The 22092-nt window shown below is 62.4% G+C and carries 21 protein-coding genes and 1 pseudogene; 16 read left to right on the top strand and 6 right to left on the bottom strand.

The annotated features are described in order from the left end of the window. The first annotated feature begins 1 nt into the window (after position 1). From FS777_RS03395 to FS777_RS03405, 3 genes are all read left to right on the top strand, one after another. The gene (locus FS777_RS03395; RefSeq protein ID WP_145254026.1) at positions 2-967 is read left to right on the top strand and encodes an L-carnitine dehydrogenase; all 966 of its coding nucleotides are present in this window, start codon (positions 2-4) and stop codon (positions 965-967) included. Positions 968-977: 10 nt separating this feature from the next. Next, the gene (locus FS777_RS03400; protein WP_058638101.1) at positions 978-1454 is read left to right on the top strand and encodes a thioesterase family protein; all 477 of its coding nucleotides are present in this window, start codon (positions 978-980) and stop codon (positions 1452-1454) included. Between the two features lie 300 nt (positions 1455-1754). Beyond that, complete coding sequence (locus tag FS777_RS03405; protein WP_023532364.1) at positions 1755-2012, top strand: hypothetical protein; 258 nt, start codon at positions 1755-1757, stop codon at positions 2010-2012. A 94-nt stretch (positions 2013-2106) separates the two neighbouring features. Here FS777_RS03405 and FS777_RS03410 read toward each other — a convergent pair whose 3' ends face one another. Together FS777_RS03410 and FS777_RS03415 are read right to left on the bottom strand one after the other, a co-directional pair. Continuing rightward, positions 2107-3213: a GlxA family transcriptional regulator gene (locus FS777_RS03410; RefSeq protein WP_023532694.1), complete on the bottom strand. Its 1107-nt coding sequence runs from the start codon at positions 3211-3213 to the stop codon at positions 2107-2109. A 447-nt stretch (positions 3214-3660) separates the two neighbouring features. Next, positions 3661-5037, bottom strand: coding sequence for an L-serine ammonia-lyase (locus FS777_RS03415; protein WP_078479266.1), 1377 nt, complete (start codon positions 5035-5037; stop codon positions 3661-3663). 440 nt (positions 5038-5477) lie between these two features. Here FS777_RS03415 and FS777_RS03420 point away from each other — a divergent pair, with 440 nt between their 5' ends. From FS777_RS03420 to trxC, 7 genes are all read left to right on the top strand, one after another. After that, on the top strand, positions 5478-6425 hold the full coding sequence (locus tag FS777_RS03420) for a choline ABC transporter substrate-binding protein (protein ID WP_023532510.1): 948 nt from the start codon (positions 5478-5480) through the stop codon (positions 6423-6425). A gap of 82 nt (positions 6426-6507) precedes the next feature. Further along, the gene (gene choW, locus FS777_RS03425) at positions 6508-7356 is read left to right on the top strand and encodes a choline ABC transporter permease subunit (protein ID WP_178091245.1); all 849 of its coding nucleotides are present in this window, start codon (positions 6508-6510) and stop codon (positions 7354-7356) included. Then, positions 7353-8531, top strand: coding sequence for a choline ABC transporter ATP-binding protein (choV, locus tag FS777_RS03430; RefSeq protein ID WP_145254032.1), 1179 nt, complete (start codon positions 7353-7355; stop codon positions 8529-8531). Before choW ends, choV begins: the two co-directional genes overlap by 4 nt. Before the next feature lie 196 nt (positions 8532-8727). Beyond that, a complete protein-coding gene (locus FS777_RS03435; protein ID WP_058602953.1) occupies positions 8728-10470 on the top strand; it encodes a potassium/proton antiporter in 1743 nt (580 codons plus the stop codon). A 35-nt stretch (positions 10471-10505) separates the two neighbouring features. After that, complete coding sequence (gene mscK / locus FS777_RS03440) at positions 10506-13814, top strand: mechanosensitive channel MscK (RefSeq protein WP_145254035.1); 3309 nt, start codon at positions 10506-10508, stop codon at positions 13812-13814. Between the two features lie 121 nt (positions 13815-13935). Then, entirely contained in the window at positions 13936-15396 is a 1461-nt protein-coding gene (gene selO / locus FS777_RS03445) for a protein adenylyltransferase SelO (protein ID WP_058638105.1), read from the top strand. 26 nt (positions 15397-15422) lie between these two features. Further along, entirely contained in the window at positions 15423-15857 is a 435-nt protein-coding gene (gene trxC / locus FS777_RS03450) for a thioredoxin TrxC (protein ID WP_058638106.1), read from the top strand. Between the two features lie 2 nt (positions 15858-15859). On the opposite strand, the gene FS777_RS03455 is transcribed toward trxC, so the two are convergent. From FS777_RS03455 to FS777_RS03465, 3 genes are all read right to left on the bottom strand, one after another. After that, positions 15860-16216: a type II toxin-antitoxin system HigA family antitoxin gene (locus tag FS777_RS03455; RefSeq protein ID WP_058638107.1), complete on the bottom strand. Its 357-nt coding sequence runs from the start codon at positions 16214-16216 to the stop codon at positions 15860-15862. Next, positions 16206-16514, bottom strand: coding sequence for a type II toxin-antitoxin system HigB family toxin (locus tag FS777_RS03460; RefSeq protein ID WP_058638200.1), 309 nt, complete (start codon positions 16512-16514; stop codon positions 16206-16208). Before FS777_RS03460 ends, FS777_RS03455 begins: the two co-directional genes overlap by 11 nt. A 61-nt stretch (positions 16515-16575) precedes the next feature. Further along, the gene (locus FS777_RS03465; RefSeq protein WP_058638108.1) at positions 16576-17349 is read right to left on the bottom strand and encodes a ParA family protein; all 774 of its coding nucleotides are present in this window, start codon (positions 17347-17349) and stop codon (positions 16576-16578) included. A gap of 71 nt (positions 17350-17420) precedes the next feature. Here FS777_RS03465 and FS777_RS03470 point away from each other — a divergent pair. The 6 genes and pseudogenes from FS777_RS03470 to FS777_RS03495 form a co-directional block, all read left to right on the top strand. Further along, a pseudogene (locus FS777_RS03470) lies at positions 17421-17687 on the top strand (beta-ketoacyl-[acyl-carrier-protein] synthase II); the annotation flags it as partial. Beyond that, complete coding sequence (locus FS777_RS03475) at positions 17684-18151, top strand: hotdog family protein (RefSeq protein ID WP_145254038.1); 468 nt, start codon at positions 17684-17686, stop codon at positions 18149-18151. The pseudogene FS777_RS03470 and the gene FS777_RS03475, both read left to right, overlap by 4 nt. Beyond that, positions 18148-18876, top strand: coding sequence for a 3-oxoacyl-ACP reductase FabG (fabG, locus tag FS777_RS03480; RefSeq protein ID WP_058602930.1), 729 nt, complete (start codon positions 18148-18150; stop codon positions 18874-18876). The genes FS777_RS03475 and fabG overlap by 4 nt, the downstream gene beginning before the upstream one ends. Continuing rightward, positions 18876-20102, top strand: coding sequence for a beta-ketoacyl-ACP synthase (locus FS777_RS03485; RefSeq protein ID WP_058638110.1), 1227 nt, complete (start codon positions 18876-18878; stop codon positions 20100-20102). The genes fabG and FS777_RS03485 overlap by 1 nt, the downstream gene beginning before the upstream one ends. Positions 20103-20123: 21 nt before the next feature. After that, positions 20124-20555, top strand: coding sequence for a hypothetical protein (locus FS777_RS03490; RefSeq protein ID WP_058638111.1), 432 nt, complete (start codon positions 20124-20126; stop codon positions 20553-20555). 15 nt (positions 20556-20570) lie between these two features. Next, the gene (locus tag FS777_RS03495) at positions 20571-21017 is read left to right on the top strand and encodes a hypothetical protein (protein ID WP_027913518.1); all 447 of its coding nucleotides are present in this window, start codon (positions 20571-20573) and stop codon (positions 21015-21017) included. A 27-nt stretch (positions 21018-21044) separates the two neighbouring features. Here FS777_RS03495 and FS777_RS03500 read toward each other — a convergent pair whose 3' ends face one another. Beyond that, on the bottom strand, positions 21045-21938 hold the full coding sequence (locus FS777_RS03500) for a LysR family transcriptional regulator (RefSeq protein ID WP_058602927.1): 894 nt from the start codon (positions 21936-21938) through the stop codon (positions 21045-21047). Between the last annotated feature and the right edge of the window lie 154 nt (positions 21939-22092).

Consider the following 22092-nt stretch of genomic DNA (forward strand, 5'->3'; position numbering starts at 1 on the left):
CATGACCTTCATCACTGACATCAAGACATTTGCCGCGTTGGGCAGCGGCGTGATCGGCAGCGGCTGGGTTGCACGCGCCCTCGCCCATGGCCTGGACGTGATCGCCTGGGACCCGGCGCCAGGCGCCGAACAGGCCCTGCGCAAACGCATCGCCAACGCCTGGCCTGCCTTGGAGAAACAGGGCCTTGCGCCAGGCGCATCGCAAGCTCGCCTGACCTTTTTCGATACCGTTGAAACGTGCGTGCGCGAGGCTGATTTCATCCAGGAAAGCGCGCCTGAGCGGCTGGACCTGAAGCTCGATTTGCATGCACGGATCAGCGCCGCTGCCAAACCCGATGCAATTATTGCCAGCAGCACGTCGGGCTTGTTGCCCAGCGAGTTCTACGCCTCGGCCGTTCACCCTGAGCGCTGTGTGGTAGGCCATCCTTTCAACCCGGTGTACCTGCTGCCATTGGTCGAGATCGTCGGCGGCAAGCAGACTGCGCCGCAGGCCATCGAGGCGGCCAGCAATGTTTATACCGCCCTTGGCATGCGGCCACTGCACGTACGCAAGGAAGTCCCCGGTTTCATCGCCGACCGGTTACTCGAAGCGCTGTGGCGCGAGGCGCTGCACCTGGTCAACGACGGGGTCGCCACCACGGGTGAAATCGACGACGCCATCCGTTTTGGCGCGGGCCTGCGCTGGTCGTTCATGGGCACCTTCCTGACCTACACCCTGGCCGGTGGCGATGCCGGCATGCGTCACTTCATGTCGCAATTCGGGCCGGCACTGAAGCTGCCGTGGACCTACCTGCCGGCGCCTGAGCTGACCGACAAACTGATCGACGATGTGGTGGAGGGTACGTCGCAGCAACTGGGTGATCGCAGCATCGCCGCGCTGGAACGCTACCGGGATGACACGCTGCTGGCGGTGCTGGAAGCGGTGACCACCAGCAAGGCCAACCATGGCATGTCGTTCAGCGACTGAGGAGAGCACGATGCCTGCATTGATCACCTACCGGACCCAAGTGCTGGAAGACTGGGTCGATTACAACGGTCACCTGCGTGATGCGTTCTACCTGCTGATATTCAGCTACGCCACCGACGCGCTGATGGAGCGCATTGGGCTGGATGCCGAAAGCCGTGGGCAGGGTGGCAACTCTCTGTTCACGCTCGAGGCGCACATCAACTACTTGCACGAGGTAAAACTCGGCACCGAGGTGTGGGTGCAGACGCACATCGTCGGTTTTGACCGCAAGCGCCTGCATGTCTACCACAGCCTGCACCGCGCGGGGTTTGGAGATCCATTGGCGGCGAGCGAACAGATGCTGCTGCATGTGGACCTCGCGGGGCCGAAATCCGCACCCTTCAGTCAGCGCAGCAGCGCTGCCCTGGCCGCCACCCTCAATGCTCAGGGACCTGTACCGGCCAACGCCTATACCGGGCGGGTGATCCGCCTTCCAGCGAACGGCTAGGGTCTTGCGAGCGATTGAAAATGGATAGGTGATCTGCAAAAAAATAACCCCGGAAAGCCGTGAGCATCCGGGGCCAAGAGCGAGCAACATCCACTGTGCACGAGTGAGGGTGACCAAACCCTCCGTAGCGGTAGATGACTAGAGTGTGCGCAGTTCCTGGGCAGCGGATTTAGCCGGAAACGACCTGTTCATAGCCAAAGCGGCCACTCTGCCCTTTCGAGGTTGCGAGCATGACGGCGGCGCCACAGAATCGGTCGTGATCACTGCAGCACTCTCTACGCGATAAAAGGGACAACAGCCATGATGCATGCCGATTTGATTGATCAAGACGACCTGGCGGGCCACCTGCGGGCACGCGGGTTCGACATTCCGGCCGGTGCCAGCGCCGAGCAGGCGTGTGAGGCCGTAGTACGCGGGCTCACCGAGCCGAATGCGCGGGCGCTCAAGGGGATGGTCGAGCAGATGTACGCGGGCAGCGCCACCCTGTTACCGGCCGTGCGGCAGGCGATTGATAAACAGCTGCTGCCAGCCTTGGCGCAATTCAACAAGCGCGCCTGAGCGATTGCTCCGATGCCGGCGTGATCGTCGGCAAGCCGGCCCCTAGAGGGGCCGCGCGATGCCGGCGAACGGGCTGCAGCGCAGCCCTGAACCCTTAGAGCCTTACACTGGCAAACGTTGACTCATTACGCGCCTGGCTCAATGCCGCCATCGGACCACTGTGGGGCGACAGGGTGATGGCCTGTGGAATCGGCATCATCGCCACCTGCTGGGTGGTATTGGAGCCAACACGCTCGTCGCGCGGTGGAATGCCGAAGTATTCGCGGTAGCACTTGGAGAAGTGCGGCGTGGACACGAAGCCGCAGACCGAAGCCACCTCGATGATCGACATCGGCGTCTGCTTGAGCAACTGGCGTGCGCGTATCAGCCGCAGCTTGAGGTAATAGCGCGAAGGCGAGCAGTGCAGATACTTCTGGAACAGCCGCTCCAGCTGCCGACGCGACACGGATACGTAGACGGCGAGTTCGTCCAGGTCGATCGGCTCCTCGAGGTTGGCTTCCATCAGGGCGACGATTTCCTGCAGTTTCGGCTGATTGGTGCCCAGCATGTGCTTGAGCGGTACGCGCTGGTGATCCTGCTCGTTACGGATGCGCTCGTAGACGAACATCTCGGAAATGGCCGCCGACAATTCCCGACCATGATCGCGGCTGATCAAGTGCAGCATCATGTCCAACGGCGCGGTGCCGCCAGAGCTGGTGAAGCGGTTGCGGTCGAGCGTGAACAGGCGCGTGCTCATGTTGACCCGTGGGTAGGCCTCTTGCATGGCCGCCAGGCATTCCCAGTGCACGCTGCAATCGAAGCCGTCGAGCAGGCCGGCGCAGGCCAGCGCCCAGCTGCCGGTGCACACCGCCCCAAGGCGGCGCGACTGGCGAGCCTGGGCTTGCAGCCAGGTCACGTGCTCACGCGTCACGGTGCGCTGGATACCCACACCGCCACAGACGATGACCGTGTCCATGGGGGGCGCGCTGTGCATGGCGGCATCGGGTGTGATCTGCAAGCCGTCGCTGGCCCAGACCTGGCCGCCATCGACGGTCAGGGTATGCCAGCGGTACAGCTCGCGGCCGGACAGCTGGTTGGCCATGCGCAGGGGCTCGACCGCCGACGCCAGAGAAATGAGGGTGAAGTTGTCCAGGAGAAGAAACCCGATGGACTGGGGGGTTGTGCGGTTCTGGGTTGGGTTCCCGGAGGTGTACGACGTCATCGCGATTTCTCCTCACACAAATGCAGGGCGTGCCTCAGGCGGACACTGATTTCTTGTTATTGCCCCGGGGTCGTCCACGGGGCTTGGTTGTCTATCACTACGCAAACGCCGTGCCTGAAATTGAACAGCTATCCGAAAAAACCTGAAAACGACCTACTCCGTCGTCAAAATCAGGACTTTCCTACAAGTCTGTTACAGCCCTCAAACAGGCGTTCTAGGCGGCATGCGTGTCACCCCTGAGCACTTTGGTGACACGCATTACCCAAGTTGCCCAGAAACGACACTCTTGAGTGTCACCGACAACGCCTGCACCGATCGCGACATCCGACTGACGGTAGGCATCGTCTTGCACGTTTTAAGGTCACGAGGTGGTGCTTTGCACCGTTATGATGAGCGTGGTGCCAGCGCCGATCGCTCGACGATGACACCGCAGGTCGAAGAAGTGCATCAGCACTCGATGGCGCTGACGGCAAGGCCGCCGCGCGAGGTTTCCTTGTACTTGTCGTGCATGTCGGCACCTGTATCACGCATGGTGCGGATCACCTGGTCGAGGGAGATGAAATGCTCGCCATCACCACGCAACGCCATCTGCACAGCGTTGATGGCTTTCACTGCAGCAATTGCATTGCGCTCGATGCAGGGCACCTGCACCAGTCCGCCTACCGGGTCGCACGTCAGGCCCAAATTGTGTTCCAGGGCAATCTCGGCTGCGTTTTCAACCTGGGGCGGGGTAGCGCCCAGTACCTGAGCAAGTCCTGCAGCGGCCATGGCGCAGGCCGAGCCCACCTCACCCTGACAGCCCACCTCGGCCCCTGAGATCGAGGCGTTCTTCTTGCACAGGATGCCCACGGCGGCGGCCGCCAGGAAGAAATCCACCACGCTGGACTCGTCCACCTCGTCACTAAAGCGCATGTAGTAGTGCAGCACCGCCGGAATGATGCCGGCCGCGCCATTGGTAGGCGCGGTGACCATGCGCCCGCCTGCGGCGTTTTCCTCGTTCACGGCCAAGGCGAACAGGTTGACCCACTCCATGGCGCTCATGGTCGAGCCGATCACGTTGGGCTTGCCGATTTCCTGCAGGCTGCGGTGCAGCTTGGCAGCACGACGACGGACATTCAGCCCGCCCGGCAGCGTGCCTTCGTACTTGAGCCCATTGTTGACGCACTCCTGCATGGCATCCCAAAGCGTGTGCAGGCCGGCCCGAATTTCTGCCTCGCTGCGCCAGACCCGTTCATTGGCCATCATCAATTGCGACACACTCAGGTCGTTTTGCTTGCACAGGCGCAACAGCTCGGCCGCGCTGTTGAAATCGTACGGCAGCACGGTCTGGTCGGCGTCCAGCACGCCACTGGCGGCCTGGGCGGCATCGACCACGAAGCCACCGCCGACTGAGTAGTAGGTATCTCGGTGAATTTCGCCCTGCTCGCCTTCTGCCACAAGGGTCATGGCGTTCGGGTGGTAAGGCAGGTTCTCGTCAAGCAGCAGCATGTCACGGGCCCAGATGAAATCGATGGGCAGGCGGTTATCGAGTTTGAGCACTTGGGTTTCGCGCAGGTCGGCGATACGCGGGACAATCTGGGTAGGGTCGATGGCGTCTGGCCATTCGCCCATCAGCCCCATGATGGTGGCGTTGTCGGTTCCATGGCCGATACCGGTAGCCGACAGCGAGCCATACAGGCGCACCTCGATCCGCTTAACCTGTTCCAGCTCGCCGCGCTCGCGCAGCCCCTGGACAAACAGGGCACCGGCTCGCATGGGGCCGACGGTATGCGAGCTGGAAGGCCCGACACCGATCTTGAACAGGTCGAACACGCTGATGGCCATTGTCGAATCACCTCTTGCTGGGCTTGTCTGTACGCGCAATGCGCAGGGCGGGGCAGCTGCTAGGCTGGACTGCAGGCCGCCTTCAATGCACGCATCATCGGGCTTTTGCCACCCTGCTCGCCGTCTGCAACCGACGTAGTCTTGTCCAGCCGCGCCGCCTGTTTTGCAGGCTCAGTGCGCCGCTTTCCGGTGCCTTGGTGACGCAAAAAAGCGGCAGGATGGGTAGAAGAATCCATAAGCGACATTGCCCATACTGGATGCGACCCGTTGCGTACTGGATACGACTCCACCAGTAGGCGATTGCCCGGCGCTGGAGGATTATCGAAAGCGACTCGTAAAGCACGGCCACGCAACCTGCCCTCTGCAGGCCTGATCGATCGGACCCTCAGAACGTCCGACGAACCACGCGAACCCGAAGACAAAATCACAGGAGTCCACCCATGAAAGGTTCACCCTCGCTGTTGCTGGTCGCGTTGCTGTCCGCACCGGTACTGGCCCAGGCCGCAGAACCCGAGCAGTGCCAGACGGTGCGGTTTTCGGATGTCGGCTGGACCGACATCACGGTAACCACGGCCACCACCAGCGCTGTGCTCGACGCCCTGGGCTACAAGACGCACACCACCATGATCTCGGTGCCGGTGACCTACAAGTCGCTGGCGGCCGGCAAGGACCTGGACGTGTTTCTCGGCAACTGGATGCCGACCATGGAGAACGACATCAAGCAGTACCGCGACGCCGGTACGGTCGAAACCCTGCGCGCCAACCTGGAAAACGCCAAGTATACGCTCGCAGTACCGCAAGCCCTGTACGACAAGGGTTTGAAGGATTTCAGCGACATTCCCAAGTTCAAGGATGAGCTAGGCGGCAAGATCTACGGGATCGAGCCGGGCAACGATGGCAACCGCACCATCCAGAGCATGATCGACAAGAACGCCTTCGGCCTGAAGGACGCCGGCTTCAAGATTGTCCAGTCCAGCGAGGCCGGCATGCTCTCCCAGGTGGACCGCTCGCAGAAACGTGGCGAGGCCATCGTGTTCCTGGGATGGGAGCCGCACCCGATGAACACCCGGTTCAAGATGCAGTACCTGACCGGTGGCGATGAGTTCTTCGGCCCCGATTTCGGCAAGGCGACGGTGTACACCAATACCCGCAAGGGGTATGCGCAGGAATGCAGCAACGTCGGCCAACTGTTGAAGAACCTGTCGTTCGAGCTCAAGGACGAAAGCACCATGATGGGCTATGTCCTGGACGACAAGATGAAGCCTGACGCCGCTGCGCGGAAATGGCTCAAGGACAATCCCGGCAAGCTGGACACCTGGCTGGCAGGCGTGACCACTGTGGATGGCAAACCTGGCCTCGAGGCGGCCAAGGCCAAGCTGACGCAATAACCGAACTACGCAGTAGCGCTACCTCGGGGCAGGACCGTGCCCGCCCCGGGTTGATTTCAATCTACGCAGGTGGAAGCTCGCTATCATGCTTATCGATCAGAAAATACCCCTGGGCCAGTACATGTCCTCGTTCGTCGAGTGGCTGACCCAGCACGGCGCGAATTATTTCGACGCCATCGCCCAAGGCCTGGAGTTCATGATCCATGGCTTCACCAGTACCCTGACCTGGTTCAACCCGCTCGTGCTCATCGCCCTGTTCGCTGCACTGGCGCACCTGATCCAGCGCAAGTGGGCATTGACCGCCTTCGTCGGATTGTCCTTCCTGCTGATCCTCAACCTGGGCTACTGGCAGGAAACCATGGAAACCCTGGCCCAGGTCAGCTTCGCCACCGTGGTCTGCGTGGCTATCGGCGTGCCGCTGGGTATCGTCGCCGCACACAAGCCGATGTTCTACACCGCCATGCGGCCGGTGCTCGACCTGATGCAGACGGTCCCCACCTTCGTCTACCTGATCCCTACCCTTACCCTGTTCGGCCTGGGCGTGGTGCCTGGGTTGATCTCGACGGTCGTGTTCGCCATCGCCGCCCCCATCCGCCTGACCTACCTGGGCATCTGCGATGTCCCCCAGGAACTGATGGACGCCGGCAAGGCCTTTGGCTGCTCGCGCCGTCAACTGCTCACCCGTATCGAACTGCCCCATGCGATGCCGAGCATCGCCGCAGGCGTCACCCAATGCATCATGCTGTCGCTGTCGATGGTGGTGATCGCCGCCCTGGTGGGCGCCGACGGCCTGGGCAAACCTGTGGTCAACGCACTGAACACCGCCGATATTTCCCTGGGCTTCGAAGCGGGCCTGGCAATCGTGCTGCTGGCGATCATGCTCGACCGTATCTGCAAGCAACCGGAGCTGCCGGCCAGGAGTGAAGCATGAGTATCATTCGATTCGAAGACGTCGACGTCATCTTCTCCAACAAGCCACGCGAAGCGCTGTCGTTGCTGGACCAGGGCAAGACCCGCGAAGAGATTCTCAAGCAGACCGGCCTTGTGGTCGGCGTAGAGAAAGCCAACCTGGACATCCAGAAAGGCGAGATCTGCGTGCTCATGGGCCTTTCCGGTTCGGGCAAGTCCAGCCTGCTGCGCTGTATCAACGGGCTGAACACCGTGAGCCGCGGCAAGCTGTTCGTGGAGCACGTAGGCAAGCACATCGATATCGCCCACTGCACCCCGGCTGAACTGAAGATGATGCGCACCAAACGTATCGCCATGGTGTTCCAGAAGTTCGCCCTGATGCCTTGGCTCACGGTGCGCGAGAACATCAGCTTCGGCCTGGAAATGCAGGGCCGCCCCGAGAAGGAACGGCGCAAGCTGGTCGACGAAAAACTCGAACTGGTAGGCCTGGCCCAGTGGCGCAACAAGAAGCCCGATGAATTGTCCGGCGGCATGCAACAGCGCGTAGGCCTGGCACGCGCGCTGGCCATGGACGCCGACATCCTGCTGATGGACGAACCGTTCTCAGCCCTGGACCCTTTGATCCGCCAAGGCCTTCAGGACGAATTGCTGACCCTGCAGAGCCAGCTGAACAAGACCATCGTCTTCGTCAGCCACGACCTGGACGAGGCGCTCAAGCTGGGCAGCCGGATCGCGATCATGAAGGACGGACGGATCATCCAGTACAGCAAGCCCGAGGAAATCGTGCTGAACCCGGCCGATGAATACGTGCGCACCTTCGTGGCCCATACCAACCCACTGAACGTGCTGTGCGGACGCAGCCTGATGCGCTCGCTGGACAACTGCAAGCGCGTCAACGGTTCGGTCTGCCTGGACCCCGGCGGCGACTCGTGGCTGGACCTGGGTGAAGGCAATTCGATAAAGCGTGCACGGCAAGGCCAGAATGGCCTGGAGATGCAGAACTGGGCGCCTGGGCAGGCAGTGGAAGGCCTGAGCCGCAGGCCAACCCTGGTGCATGCCGACATCGGCATGCGTGAGGCCCTGCAGATTCGCTACCAGACCGGCAACAAGCTGGTGCTGCAGGAAAACGACAAAGTCGTGGGCATTCTGGGAGACACCGAGCTGTATCACGCGTTGCTGGGCAAGAACCACGGTTGATTGCACGAGGGCCGCACTCGCGGCCCTCTTCTTTGAGGGGAGCGGTTCGCGCTGCGGGCTGGCTTGCCTACATCTTCAGAAACGCTTTACAGGCTGCCAATTCATCAGGTTAGAATCGGTTGGCACGCGACCTGCTAGCAAACATCGAATACGCGCTACCACGTCTTCCCTCCTCGTTGTCCCGGAGTACCTGCCTTTGGATGCCAGTACCATCAATAGCCTGTTCCTGATCGGCGCATTGCTGGTAGGGGCAAGCATCCTGGTCAGTTCGCTGTCGTCGCGGCTCGGCATCCCGATTCTGGTCATCATCCTGGCCGTCGGCATGATCGCTGGCGTGGACGGGGGTGGCATCATTTTCAACAACTACCCGACCGCCTACCTGGTGGGCAACCTCGCGCTTGCCGTGATCCTGCTCGACGGTGGTCTGCGCACGCGGGTAGCAAGCTTCCGGGTCGCCTTGTGGCCGGCGCTTTCGCTGGCAACGGTCGGGGTCATGATCACGACGGCGCTGACCGGCATGGTGGCGGCCTGGTTGTTCGACCTGAGCCTGATCCAGGGCCTGCTGATTGGCGCCATCGTGGGCTCCACCGATGCCGCGGCGGTCTTTTCACTGCTGGGCGGTAAAGGCCTGAACGAACGGGTCACCGCCACGCTGGAAATCGAATCGGGTAGCAACGACCCGATGGCGGTGTTCCTCACCGTGACCCTCATCGACATGATCGCTAGCGGCCAGACCGGGCTGCACTGGAGCCTGCTGGGCCACCTGCTGCGCGAGTTCGGCATCGGCGGGCTGCTGGGGCTGGGCGGCGGCTGGGTGATGCTGCAGCTGGTCAACCGCATCAACCTGGCAGGCGGCCTGTACCCGATTCTGGTCGTGGCCGGTGGCCTGGTGGTCTTCTCGCTGACCAACGCCCTGCATGGCAGTGGTTTCCTGGCGGTCTACCTGTGCGGGCTGGTGCTGGGCAACAAGCCGATCCGCAGCCGCCACGGCATTCTGCACATGCTCGACGGCATGGCGTGGCTGGCCCAGATCGGGATGTTCTTGGTGCTGGGCCTGTTGGTGACGCCTCACGATCTGCTGCCTATCGCCCTGCCGGCACTGGGCCTTGCCCTGTGGATGATTCTGGTCGCACGCCCCTTGTCGGTGGTCGCCGCACTGCTCCCCTTCAAGGCGTTCCACGACCGCGAGAAGGCCTTCATTTCCTGGGTGGGCCTGCGCGGCGCCGTGCCCATCATCCTGGCGGTATTCCCGTTGATGGCCGGCCTGCCAGACGCTCAGCTGTTCTTCAACTTGGCGTTCTTCATCGTCCTGGTTTCGCTGCTGGTGCAGGGCACCAGCCTGCCCTGGATGGCCAAACTGCTCAAGGTGACGGTCCCGCCAGACCCGGCGCCCATTTCACGCTCGGCACTGGAAGTGCACATCACCAGCGAATGGGAGATGTTCGTCTATCGCCTGGGTGCCGAAAAGTGGTGCATTGGCGCAGCGCTGAGGGAGCTGAAGATGCCAGAGGGCACGCGCATCGCCGCGCTGTTCCGTGGCGAACAATTGCTACACCCTTCGGGCAGTACGGTGCTGGAAGTGGACGACATGCTGTGCGTGATCGGGCATGAGCACAACCTGCCTGCACTGGGCAAACTCTTCAGCCAGGCACCCCAGCGCGGGCTGGACCTGCGCTTCTTCGGCGACTTCGTGCTCGAAGGCGATGCCGAACTCGGCGCCGTGGCATCGCTCTACGGTCTCAACGTCGACAGCCAGGATGCCCACATGCCGCTGGCGCAGTTCATCCGACAGAAGGTCGGAGGCGCGCCAGTGGTAGGCGACCAGGTCGAATGGCATGGCACGATCTGGACCGTGGCGACCATGGACGGGAACAAGATTCAGAAAGTGGGCGTCAGATTCCCCGAAGGATCGCGACCAGGACCAGGATTGTTCCTCTAAACTTCGTTTCTGCCTGATCCACAAGTAGTCTGCCTATGTCCTTTCGCCTGCACCTTCGCACAGCCCTGCTCGGGCTGTGCCTTTGCCTTCCCCTGGCGGTCGCCGCCGCTGAAGCCCCCACCACCGCCAGCGTCCAGGAAAGCCTCGACAAGATCGCCGAGCGCAAGCTGCCCGAAGCCGATCAGAAGGCCCTGCAGCAAGTGCTCGAGCAGACCCTCGGCCTGCTGGCCAGCAAGGAAGACAACGAACGCAAGCTGGCTGCCCTCAAGCAGCAACTGGCCAGCGCGCCCAAGGAAACCAGCGACAGCCAGAAAGAGCTGGCAAGGCTCAAGCAGAGTTCGGTGCAGTCGGTGGCCCAGCGCTACGCAAACCTAGGCGTGCCGCAGCTCGAGCAGATGCTCAGTGAGCGCACTACCCAGCAAGGCGAGCTGCAAAAAGCGCTGGCCGAAGCCAACAGCCTGATCATCAATTCGCAGACCCGTCCCGAACGGGCCCAGTCCGAGATCAGCGGCAGCCAGGCGCGGGCCCAGCAAATCAACAGCATCCTCAAAAGCGGCAAGGACGCGGGCAAGCCTGTCAGCCCCGACCTGCGCAACCAGCTCAACGCCGAACTGGCCTCGCTCAACGCCCTTACCCAGTTGCGCCGCCAGGAGCTGGCTGGAAACAGTGTGCTGCAGGACCTGGGCAATGCCCGCCACGACCTGCTGATCGAGCGCACAGCACGCCTGGAACAGGAAATCCAGGACCTGCAGACTCTGATCAATGACAAACGCCTGGCCCAGTCCCAGGAAACCGTCACGCAGCAGTCGATCGAAGCCCAGAAAGCCGGCGGCAGCAGCCTGCTGGCCACCGAAAGCGCAGCCAACCTCAAGCTGTCCGACTACCTGCTCAGAAGCACCGACCGGCTCAACGAACTGACCCAGCAGAATCTGCGGACCAAGCAGCAGCTCGACACCTTGACCCAGGCCGACCAGGCGCTGGACGAGCAGATCAGCGTGCTCAAGGGCAGCCTGCTGCTGTCCAAGATCCTCTACAAACAGAAACAGACCCTGCCGCATCTCAAGCTCGACCGTGACTTGGCTGACCAGATCGCCGACACACGCCTGTACCAGTTCGAGGTCAATCAGCAGCGCGAGCAGATGAGTAGCCCGATCAGCTACGTGGACAAACTGCTGGCAGCCCAGCCCCCTGAAACCGTCACCCCCCAGTTGCGCAAGGCATTGCTGGAAGTGGCCATCACCCGCAGCGACTTGCTCGAACGCCTGAACCGGGAGCTGTCGGCCCTGCTCAACGAATCCATTACCTTGCAGCTGAACCAGAAGCAGCTGCTGGGCACTGCCCAAAGCCTGCGTACCACGCTGGACGAGCAGATGTTCTGGATACCCAGCAACAAGCCATTGGACTGGGACTGGCTGGCCTATGTGCCGCAACGCCTGGCTGACCAGGTGGCGGACCTGCCGTGGGGCTCGGGCCTCAAGGAGCTGGCTGACGGGTTGAGTCAGCGCCCGTTGCTGTTCCTGCCGCTGTTGCTGGTGATCGGCGCGTTGCTGTGGCGTCGCAAGTACCTGTACCAGCGCCTGGGCAAGGTGCACCAGGACATCGGCCATTTCCGCCGCGACAGCCAGTGGCACACCCCTCAGGCGATCTTGATCAACATCCTGCTGGCGATGCCGGTGAGCCTGGGTCTTGCGCTGTGCAGCTATGCCTTGCAGATCGACGCCCGCGGGCAGAACGCCAACCTTGGCGCGGCGCTGTGGCAACTGGCCCAGGCCTGGCTGGTGTTCTATACGGCCTACCGCATTCTCTCGCCTGGCGGGGTGGCCGAGATTCACTTCCGCTGGTACAAGCCGCAAGTGGAGTTCCTGCGCAGCTGGGTCCGGCGTCTTGGCACCGTGGTGCTGGCACTGGTAGGGGTAGTGGCGGTAGCCGAACACCAGCCCTCGGCGCTGGCCGATGACGTTCTGGGGATTGGCGTGGTACTGACTTGCTACGCATTGATGGCCTGGTTGCTCAGCCGCCTGTTGCTGAGCAGCCCTGCCCACCGCGACACCTCGCTGTTTCGCAAGGCAGTGGGTGTGGCGTTCACGGCCTTGCCCATCGCCCTGTTCATCGCCGTGTGCTTCGGCTACTACTACACGGCGCTGAAACTCACCGACCGCCTGATCTACACCCTCTACCTGCTGCTGTTCTGGCTGGTGATCGAGGCGGCATTCGTGCGCGGGCTGTCCGTGGCCGCCCGACGCCTGGCCTACCAGCGCGCGCTCAGCAAGCGGGCTGCGGCCAAGGAAGGGCTCGATGGTGAAGTCGTCGTCGAAGAACCGACGCTGGATATCGAACAGGTCAACCAGCAGTCCCTGCGCCTGATCCGCCTGGCCTTGCTCGGCGGTTTCATCGCCGGCCTGTACTGGGTGTGGTCGGACCTGCTCTCGGTGTTCGCCTACCTCAACAACTTCGTGCTGTACGAATACACCAGCGGTACAGGCGCTGCGGCGAGCATGGTCCCCATCAGCCTCGGTGACCTGCTCGGCGCACTGGTGATCGTGGGCATCACCTTCGCCCTGGCCGGCAACTTGCCCGGCCTGCTGGAGGTGCTGGTACTGTCGCGGCTGAACCTGGCCCAGGGCAGCGCCTACGCCACCACCACGCTGCTGTCCTACACCATCGTCGGCGTCGGCATCGTCAGCACCCTCTCCACCCTGGGGGTCAGCTGGGACAAGCTGCAGTGGCTGGTCGCCGCGCTGTCGGTAGGCCTGGGTTTCGGCATGCAGGAAATCTTCGCCAACTTCATTTCGGGCATCATGATCCTGTTCGAACGCCCGGTGCGTATCGGTGACACCATCACCATCGGCAACTTGTCGGGCACGGTGAGCAAGATCCGCATCCGCGCCACCACCATCACCGACTTCGACCGCAAGGACATCATCGTCCCCAACAAGACGTTCATCACCGGGCAACTGATCAACTGGTCGCTCACCGATACCGTCACCCGCGTGACCCTGAAGCTGGGCATCGACTACGGCTCGGACCTGGACCTGGTGCGCGACCTGCTGCTCAAGGGTGCACATGAGAACCCCAGGGTACTCAAGGACCCCGAACCCCTGGTGTACTTCCTGCAATTCGGGGAAAGCTCGCTGGACCACGAACTGCGCATGCATGTCCGTGACCTGGGCGATCGCAACCCCACGCTGGACGAGATCAATCGCTACATCAACCGGGAATTCAAGGCGCACGACATCAAGATCTCCGTACGCCAGGTCGAGGTGTTCCTGATGGACCCCAAAGCCGGCAAACAACAGTTGATACCGATGGACTCGCCAAAATCCGATGGCACTCCCCCGGTGTGATTGGACTCCATAGGGCAGATATGCCTGTTCCACCCGCGAGGGCGTGGTCCTCGCTCATGGCCGGTCCGCCCGCACAGGGCCACGCAGCGGCCTCTTGTCACCCCGACTCAGGAGCAGCCCCGTGAAAGCGCTCGACCAGCTCACCTTCGACAACCGCTTCGCCCGCCTGGGCGACGCATTCTCTACCCAGGTACTGCCCGAGCCCATCGCAGACCCTCGCCTGGTGGTTGCCAGTGCGTCGGCCATGGCGCTGATCGACCTGGACCCGGCCCAGGCCGAGCTGCCGTTGTTCGCCGAGCTGTTCAGCGGCCACAAGCTCTGGGAAGGCGCCGATCCGCGGGCGATGGTGTACTCCGGCCATCAGTTCGGCGGCTACAACCCGCGCCTGGGGGACGGGCGCGGCCTGTTGCTGACCGAGGTGGTCAACGATGCCGGGGAACATTGGGACCTGCACCTCAAGGGAGCCGGCCAGACACCCTACTCACGCATGGGCGATGGCCGTGCCGTGCTGCGTTCCTCGATCCGTGAGTTTCTGGCCAGCGAAGCCTTGCATGCCTTGGGCATACCCAGCAGCCGCGCCCTGTGCGTGATCGGCTCCAGTACCCCGGTGTGGCGCGAAACCCAGGAAAGCGCTGCCATGCTCACCCGCCTTGCCCAGAGCCATATCCGCTTTGGCCATTTCGAGTACTTCTATTACACCCAGCAGCCCGAGCAGCAGCGCGTGCTGATCGACCATGTACTCGATGAGCATTACCCGCAGTGCAAAGACGCCGCACAGCCTTACCTGGCTATGTTCCAGACCATCGTCGAGCGCAATGCCGAGCTGATCGCACGCTGGCAAGCGTACGGCTTCTGTCACGGCGTGATGAACACCGACAACATGTCGATCCTGGGAATCACCTTCGATTTCGGTCCGTTCGCATTCCTCGACGATTTTGATGCCAACTTCATCTGTAACCACTCCGACGACCGCGGCCGCTACAGCTATGCCAACCAAGTACCGATCGCCCATTGGAACCTCAGTGCGCTGGCCCAGGCCTTGACCACGGTGATCGATGTCGAAGCGCTCAAGCAGGCGCTGGCGCTGTTCCTGCCCCTGTACCAGGCCCATTACCTGGACCTGATGCGTCGTCGGCTCGGCCTGACGACGGCCGAGGACGAGGACATGGCCCTGGTCGAGCGCCTGCTGCAACGCATGCAGAGCGGTGGCGTGGACTACAACCTGTTCTTCCGCCGACTGGGCGATCAACCGCTGGCCGACGCGCTGCAATCGGTACGTGACGACTTCGTCGACTTGGCGGGTTTCGACGCCTGGGCGGTGGACTATCAAGCGCGCTGCGAACGTGAACCGAACCATGCTGCCGGGCGGCGTGAGCGCATGCACGCCGTGAACCCGCTGTATGTGCTGCGTAACTATCTGGCGCAGAACGCCATCGAAGCGGCCGAGGCAGGCGACTACACTGAGGTCAGGCGCTTGCATCAGGTGCTCAGCCGCCCGTTCGAGGAACAGACCGGGATGCAGGCCTATGCAGCGCCGCCCCCTGCATGGGGCAAGCACTTGGAAATCAGTTGCTCGTCCTGAAACCCACTTACTCGGACGGAGATGAAATGACCGATTCGCTGGTTGTCCCTTGCCCTCACTGCAACGGCCTGAACCGCTTACCCGCCGACCGCCTGGGCGATGCGCCCAAGTGTGGCCGCTGCAAGCAGCAGGTCGTGCTGCAGACGCCGTTCGTGCTGACCGAGAACAGCTATGCCAGCCAGGTCAAAGGCGACCTGCCCTTGCTGATCGACGTCTGGGCCGATTGGTGCGGCCCCTGCAAGGCCTTCGCGCCAGTGTTCGAACAGGCGGCCCGCCAATTGAGTGGCCGCTGCCGCCTGGCCAAGCTCGACAGCGAAGCCAACCGCACCTTGGCCGGGCAACTGGGCATTCGCTCGATCCCGAGCCTCATCCTGATGCGCAACGGCCGCGAGGTCGTGCGCCAGGCGGGGGCTCTTCCCCTTCAGGCACTGCTGGAGTGGCTGCGCAGCAAAGGGGTTTGACTTCAGGTACCCCCCAGCAGCGACTCATAGGGGATGCGTAGCCCCTCGTGCAGGCGTCTGATCATGGAGAGGCTCAGCCTACGCTTTCCATTCAAGACCTCAGATACCCGGCCACTGGGCCCGATATAGGGCTCCAGGTCTCGCGGGGTGAGGCTTTGTTGCTCCATGCAGAATTTGATGGCTTCCAGAGGGGTAGCCGACTGAATGGGGTAGTACTTGTTTTCGTACACTTCAATCAGGGTTACGAGTACTTCCATTTCATCAGCTTCGGGGGTGCCCGGTTCGGCTTGGAAGATAGCCTCAAGCCGCCGAAAGGCCGCGTGCAGATCCTCATCACTGCGAATAGGCTTAATATTCACACACTGTCTCCACGTCAATTTCGTCATAGCATTCATGGGTGCCGACGAATTTCACCCAGGCGATGCCCGCCTTATATTGCATTTCCACGACGAGGCGATATTTATTACCGCCAATGTTGAAAACAATGCGGTTCCTTCCACAGATGCGAGCGTTGCCGAGCTGATCTTTCACATCCTGCGGCGTTAGCCAAGTAGCTTTGATCACTAAGTCATACCAGCTTTCCAATGCAGCCTTGGCATCGTGATTACCGGGCATCTCCCAAAATTTCACTAGACTGCTTTTGGCAATCACCCGCATTTCAAAAAATCTCCCGTTTTGGGAGATTATGATCAACACCAGACTTGCACGAAAGCTGCGCCTACCCCTCCCCACCCAGCAAATCATGCAGCGCCACGAATTGCTGGGTCAGTTTGTGGCGGGGGTCGAGGTGGATCAGGGGCAGGCTGGCGTGGTGCGACTCACGCATCTTCACCGAACTGCCCAGATACACCGGCAGCACCGGCAAGCCTTCGGCCAGTAGCGCGTCCAGCATCTGCTGCGGCAGGCTGGCACGGGGCTGGAACTGGTTCACCACGATGCCCTCGACGATCAGGTGTTCGTTGTGGTCTTCCTTGATGTCCTCGATCTCGGCCAGCAGCCCGTACAGGGCCTGGCGCGAGAAACTGTCGCAGTCGAACGGGATCAGTACACGGTCCGCTGCGATGAGCGCCGAGACGGCGTAGAAGTTGAGAGCCGGCGGGGTGTCGATGTAAATCCGCTCATAGTCTTCACTCAAGTTTTCGAGCAGTTTTCGCAGCTTGTTGATCTTGTGCTTGGCTTCGAGCTTGGGTTGCAGGTCGGCCAGCTCAGAGGTGGCGGTGACCACGTGCAGGTCGTCGAATGGCGTCTGGTAGATTTCGACCTTGTTCTTCTTTGCTCCAGGTCCGCCGGACAGGCTTTGCTTGAAGAAATCGGCGATCCCCATGGGAATGTCTTCGCCCACCAGCCCAGTGAGGTACTGGGTCGAGTTGGCCTGTGCATCCAGGTCGATCAGCAAGGTTCGGTAGCCTTCATGGGCACTTACCGCGGCCAAGTTGCAGGCGATGCTGGACTTGCCCACCCCGCCTTTCTGATTGAACACCACGCGTCGCATGACTGAGCTCCGGATAGGGACGAGGTACCGAGTATGTGGCGAGGTTGTGTCCATGACCAGCGCTGCTACAGCGGCCATCCACCACGCCCGGCGGCCATACCCTGGGCGCTGCCGGTGCGCTCGAGGCGGCGTTCTGCTGGCTGAGCCTGAGCAGGCAGAACCCGTTGGGCTTGCTGCCGCCGCACCTGTGGGACGGCCAGCCCGACCCTGCCCTGCCTGAACTGACCCTGGTCGACGGCAGCCAGCGCCTGGCAGCCCATGGCCCACGCCGACTGATGAGCAACTCGTTCGCCTTCGGCGGCAACAACGTCAGCCTGATTCTTGGAGACATCGCATGATCACCTGGCCCCTGGCCGAGCTGCTGCCCCATGCTGGCGACATGATCCTGATCGATCACATCGAGCACTGTGACGAGGAGCAGATCAGCACCCGTACCACCGTACGGCCCGGCGCACTGTTCAATCGCGCCGATGGCAGCCTGCCGGCTCGGTTCGGCATCGAGCTGATGGCCCAGAGCGTCGCCGCCTACGCCGGTTGCCGGGCGCGACGCAATGGCCAGGCCATCGAGCTGGTTTTTTTGCTCGGTGCCCGCAAGTACACGTGCGATGTCGAGTCTTTCCCGGCCGGCGCCCAATTGCATGTCCACGCCCAACGCTCGCTCGAAGACGAGAACGGCATGGGCGTTTTCGAATGTCACCTGCGCGGCCCCGGCATCCACGCCACCGCCCGACTGAATGTGTACCGCCCGCCGCAAGCGGCCAGCTACCTGGCCGATGCGGGCCCTGAGGAGCCCCTTTCATGACTGATACCATCCTGGTGACCGGTTCGAGCCGTGGAATCGGCCGTGCCATCGCCCTGCGCCTGGCACGTTCGGGTTACGACCTGGTACTGCATTGCCGCAGCGGCCGGTCCGAAGCCGACGTGGTGGCCGATCAAGTGCGTGCTCTGGGGCAGCAGGCGCGCGTATTGCAGTTCGACATCGGCGAACGCGCCGCCTGCCGCTTGGCGCTCGAAGCCGACGTGGAGGCGCACGGTGCTTACTACGGCGTGGTGTGCAATGCCGGCCTGACCCGCGATGGCGCTTTCCCCGCGCTGACCGACGAGGATTGGGACCAGGTGCTGCGGACCAACCTGGACGGTTTCTACAATGTGCTGCAGCCACTGACCATGCCCATGATCCGCCGCCGCGCGCCGGGCCGCATCGTCTGCATCACCTCGGTTTCAGGGCTCATCGGCAACCGCGGGCAGGTCAACTACAGCGCTTCGAAGGCGGGCCTGATCGGGGCGGCCAAGGCCCTGGCAATCGAACTGGGCAAGCGGCGTATCACCGTCAACTGCGTAGCGCCCGGGCTGATCGACACGGCCATGCTCGACGAACATGTGCCGGTGGACGAACTGATGAAGATGATCCCTGCCGGGCGCATGGGCACCGCTGAAGAGGTAGCAGGCGCCGTCAACTTCCTCATGTCGCCGGAGGCCAGCTACATCACCCGCCAAGTGCTGGCGGTCAACGGGGGGCTGTGCTGATGCGCCGCGTGGTCGTCACCGGCATGGCCGGCATCACCTCGCTGGGCAACGACTGGGCAACCATTGCCGGTCATTTCGCCAGCCAACGCAGTGGTATCCGCCGCATGGACGAGTGGGACCGCTTCGAGGAAATGAACACGCGCCTGGCCGGGCCCATCGATGATTTCAAGGTCCCGGCGCACTGGACGCGCAAGCAGCTTCGCAGCATGGGCCGGGTGTCGCGCCTAGCCGTTGGCGCTGCCGAACAGGCCCTCGCCGATGCAGGCTTGCTCGGCGACCCGAGCATTCGCGATGGCCGCATGGGCGTTGCCTGCGGCTCATCCACCGGCAGTACCGACGAGATCAAGGCGTTCGGCAACATGCTGCTCAACTCGGTGGCCGACGGGCTCAACGCCAATTCCTATGTGCGCATGATGCCGCACACGACCGCCGCCAACATCAGCATTTTCTTCGGCCTGACCGGGCGCCTGATCCCCACGTCCAGTGCCTGCACCAGCGGCAGCCAAGGCATTGGTTATGCCTATGAAGCCATCAAGTACGGGCGCCTGCCGATGATGCTGGCCGGCGGTGCCGAAGAACTGTGCCCGACCGAGGCCATGGTCTTCGACGCGCTCTATGCCACCAGCCTCAAGAACGACACGCCGCACCTCAGCCCGCGCCCCTACGACTGCGGCAGGGATGGCCTGGTGATCGGCGAAGGCGCAGGCATGCTGGTGCTCGAAGAGCTTGAGCATGCACGGGCGCGAGGCGCGAAGATTCATGCCGAGATCATCGGTTTCGGCAGCAATGCCGACGGCCAGCACACGACCCGACCCGAACAGTCGACCATGCGCCGGGCCATGGAACTGGCGCTCGAAGACGCAGGCCTGGCACCGGAGGCGATTGGCTATGTGAACGGCCATGGCACCGCGACCGAGCAAGGCGACATCGCCGAAACCCTGGCCACCAGCAGCCTGTTCGGCCCACGCATGCCCCTCAGTTCGCAGAAGAGCTTCCTGGGCCATACCCTGGGGGCGTGCGGTGCGCTGGAGTCCTGGTTCAGCATCGAAATGATGAACAGCGACCGCTATGTGCACACGCTGAACCTGGACGCGGTAGACCCTCGCTGCGGCGAACTGGACTACCTGCGTGGTGAGTTCCGCCACATGAGCCACGGGTTCGTGATGAACAACAATTTTGCCTTCGGCGGGGTCAACACGTCGCTGATCTTCCGCCGCTGGCCCTGACCCTCAATAGGAGCGCAAGGAATGTCCTCACTGCTACGCGCCGCTGCACTAGGGCTGGTACTGGCCGGCCTTGCCGGTTGTACCTCCAAGCCGGTGCTCAACCCCTCGGAACAACTGGCTGCTGCCACCCCTTACACCCAGCAGCAGGTCCAGCAGGCGATCCTCAAGGCCATCGTCGAGCGTGGCTGGACGGCCCGTTCGGTGGGCGCCTCGGTCATTCAGGCCGACATCACCGTGCGCAATACCTTCTACGCCGCCGTGGATATTCACTACAGCGCCAGCCAGTTCCGCATCGATTACCGCGATAGCCGCGAACTGGGCTATGACGACGGCAAGATCCACCGCAACTATAACCGCTGGGTCTACAACCTGGACCGCAGCATCGTGCGCCAGCTCAACGCACTGTCCGCCGATCAGCTTCTGCAACGCAGCAACGCCTCATCCAACCACTGACCAAGGAAGACCCCGATGCGCTTGAAAACCCTGACCGCCGCCACCGCCCTGCTGCTCGCTGCCCTACCCGGCCTGAGCCAGGCTCGCGACACGGCGCTGTACCTGCCGTTCGAAAAGGTGGTGCAGCAGATGCTCGCCGAGAAGAAGCTCGATGGCTCGGTCAAATTCTACCTGGCCGGCGTAAAGCCGCGCGGCAAGGTCACCGTGATCAGCCCCAACTCGGTCACCAACAAGAAAACCAACGCGTTCAACAAGAGTGACGAGGCTGCCTGTGAGTGGGCCCTGCAATCCGCGTTGCTGACCTTGCAGGACGCTGCTCGCAAGGCAAACGCCAATGCCGTGACGAACATCGCCAGCTACTACAAGCGCAACGAGCGCAAGGACGCTTCCACCTACGAATGCCACGCCGGTGCAGTGATTGCCGGTGTTGCGCTCAAGGGTGACCTGGCCCGCGTCAACTGATGACCCGCCCCGCTCACCGGGCAGGCTTCATCCCTGAACCTGCCCGGTGAGCAGCTCGGCAAACGCCTCGGCCATCGCCGACCTGCGGCACTGGCGCTGTACCAGCCAGACCGCCGAGGTGGCCTGCTCGTCCAGCAAGGTGCGGTACACCACGCCCTCGATGCGCATGCGCTGATAGGACGCCGGCAGCACCGACACCCCAAGCCCCGCCGACACCAGGCCGATGATGGTCATGGCCTCCCCTGCTTCCTGCGCGAAATGGGGACTGAAACCCGCCTGGCGCGCCAGATCCAGTAACTGCGCGTACAAACCACTGCCGTAGCTGCGTGGAAAGAAAACGAAAGGCTCGTGGGCCAGCGCTGCTAGGTGCACACCCTGCTCGGCGCCGTTGGCCAGCGCATGGGAGGCGTTGATCACTGCCACCAAGGGCTCACGAAACAGCTCGGTCGCAACCAGGCCGTCGGCCAGCGGCATGGGTCGCATCAGCCCCACTTCGATGGACTCGTCGAACACGCCCTGCGCCACTTCGCGGCTGCTCATTTCCATGAGGTTCAGGTGCACGGCAGGGAAGCGCTGCCGGAACGCATGAATCGCCTTGGGAATTTTCGATGTGAACGGGGCCGAGGATGTGAAGCCGATCTTCATTTCACCCAGTTCGCCCAACTGTGCGCGGCGGGCGACATCGGCGGCCTTTTCGACCTGCGCCAACACCTGACGAGCCTCTTCCAGAAACAGTCGCCCGGCCTCGCTGAGCTCGACACGGCGGTTGGTCCGTTCGAACAGCCGCGCACCGAGTTCCTGCTCGAGCGCAAGGATCTGTTGGCTAAGTGGAGGCTGCGAGATGCCCAGTTGCTGGGCTGCCCGGCCGAAGTGCAACTCTTCGGCAACCGCGACGAAATAGCGTAAGTGGCGCAGCTCCATCACCCACCTCATAGGTCGTGAAACGTCTCAATTAGGTCGAACAATATATTGGACCTAATTATTAGCCAGCTATATGATTTTTTCACTGCCTCTGAGGTACTTGCCCGTGAAAACCGCTGTAGCCCTCGTATCGACCCAACCCGAACCCGAGCCT

This window comes from Pseudomonas sp. DE0157 (genome assembly GCF_007678615.1).
Classification (GTDB): domain Bacteria; phylum Pseudomonadota; class Gammaproteobacteria; order Pseudomonadales; family Pseudomonadaceae; genus Aquipseudomonas; species Aquipseudomonas parafulva_B.